Genomic DNA, 2,133 nt, shown 5'->3' with positions numbered 1-2,133 from the left:
TTTCAGAAGTCGTCTGCACCAAATGTCAGAAGTCGCCTGCACTACCTACTATGGAACAAGGGGGTTCGGGACTGGCTCCTGGCGAGTCGCACAACAAAGCCTTGACTGTTCAACTGGATAGCCTTTGAGGGGCCGACTTGGCAATCAAGGATATTTCTGACCCTATGATAAACCCGGATCTTGCTGCAGGCCACTCCTGATCAAAAAGGAGGATGGTGCAGGCGACTGCTGATCAGCGCGTGTCAGAAGTCCCCTGCACAACGGCCCTTGAGCCCAGCAAACTGGTGCAGATGACTTCTGAAAATGACAATGGGGCAACATTGGGGAAGGCTCGTCTTTCTGGTCTCCCGGTGGTTGTCGCGTAACTTAGGAGTTGTGCGACGGCCCGGCATGACGGTCAGTAGGCCCTGGAAGCCGAGGACCTGGCTGCGAGGTTCTGAAGCAACATCACCGCCCACCCTGGATTTTGCTCAAGGCCCTGCTGAAGAGCTCGCCGACCGCGGGTGGCTCTCGGGTCTGGTTCGCCATGGCCGCGGCCGTCTCTAAGGTCTTGCAGTTCTTGAAGTAACCGGTGATTCCGGTCGCCCGGAAGCCGTGGTTACGGGCCTTGCTCGATCCCTGCCGGGGCCACGCGTCGGCGAATCATCACGTTGACGTCGTTTAACCTGGCATTCTTATCGCCCCCGATCAGAACCCTTGACGCCCCTCAATGACCACCCTTCACGACAGACTCGCCCCCTCCCGCTTCCCCAACATGAGCCTCCAGCTCGCCGCCATCCTGGGCTTCGTCCTGGAGCGCCAGTACACCACCCCAGCCCTCGCCGAGTTGGTGGTCACACCCGACGGCCACGTCCTCGCCCGCCCCGAAGGCGAACCCGGCCCCCTGGCCCACATCGTGGCCGAAGCGAATCTACGCGCGAACCTGCGCCGGCTGGGGATGGCCGCTGGTCTCGACGATGCCGAGTGGAAAGAGTACGCCGGGCTGGTCAGTCGGCGGCTGGGGATCGATTTGCAGAGAGAGCAGCTGTCAGGTTGAGGTCTGAGGCGCTGCGGAAGCTGGAAGCCGCATCAGACAAAGCCAAACGGCACGCTATCCTGAAGCACTTGCGATGATTGTCAGACCCCTTATCCCTCCTTTATCTCTCCACGCCAGGATGCGAAACCGACCGGGCGCCACGGTCGCCCTGCTGGCTGCCTTGCTCATCTTCACGGCGGGCAACACCGCGTTGGGCGTCACGACGCCCGCGAACGCGCCGGCCGGCCTTTGGGAGGTGCCCCCCGAGCAGTACTGCGCGCCGCGTCTCGACGTCGCAATGCCGGCAGCGACGCCCGCCCAGATCGTGAAGGCACTCAATCAGCGCTCGCCGCGCCCAGGCTTGCGCCTGCGCCGGATCGACGGTCACAGGATCGTGATTGCCGTCGTGGACGCCGACTACCTGACGCAGAAAATGGGCTCCACCGGTGCTGCGCTGTATCTCATCGGCGCCACGTACTCGCTGACGTCCGTGGCCGGCATGCGCACCGTCCAATACGACTTCGAGTGGGGCGACCATGCAGAGCCCGGCGTCTACAGCCGGAAGGGTATCCTTGCGGCATTCGGCTGCAGCCATCCGCCGAAGACGCCGGCGCAGTAGTTCGGATTGTTGGTCCCATCTGACCATCCCCTGACAGCCCCGCTCAGCCTTTGTCTAACCGCCCTCCCTTACGCTGTGCCCAAGGTCGCGATCCACCGCGCCCTGATCACGCCAAGACAGCGTTCAGGAGACCAACCATGTACACCTACCGGATCCACTCCCTCCCTCTATCCTTCCACAGCCTCACCCGCCCCCCAATTAGGACCCTCACGCAGTCGTAGCGGTGGCCTACTGGTGGGCGGACTACGGGGCTGGGATGATGGAGGATGAGGAGGTTTTGAGGCGGCTGCTGGCGCTGAACCTGGATCGGTCGAGAGAGAGCTTGAAAAACAGCGACATGGCGTGATAACTTTATAATTAGTGCCTGGCAGAAAACTCGCCTTTCATCACGAATCCCATTCTTCGCCGCCCGGGCATCGGCGAGCGGTTCATGCATTTTGAAGCGTTTGGTAGCGGTCGAACCGCGCAAATAAGATCCAATCTCATTCGGCACAAGCAG

The 2,133-nt window shown here is 61.6% G+C and carries 2 protein-coding genes; both read left to right on the top strand.

Annotation, left to right across the window (positions count from 1 at the left end; translation table 11 throughout):
* Positions 1-709 precede the first annotated feature (709 nt).
* Positions 710-1,036: a hypothetical protein gene (locus QZX93_RS16565; protein WP_295390871.1), complete on the top strand. Its 327-nt coding sequence runs from the start codon at positions 710-712 to the stop codon at positions 1,034-1,036.
* A gap of 160 nt (positions 1,037-1,196) precedes the next feature.
* Complete coding sequence (locus tag QZX93_RS16560; protein ID WP_295390869.1) at positions 1,197-1,634, top strand: hypothetical protein; 438 nt, start codon at positions 1,197-1,199, stop codon at positions 1,632-1,634.
* Positions 1,635-2,133 lie beyond the last annotated feature (499 nt).

It is taken from the genome of uncultured Thiodictyon sp. (genome assembly GCF_903946935.1).
GTDB lineage: Bacteria > Pseudomonadota > Gammaproteobacteria > Chromatiales > Chromatiaceae > Thiodictyon.
Note: the sequence above shows the minus strand (reverse complement) of the source record. Positions and strands in the feature narration are given on the sequence as shown.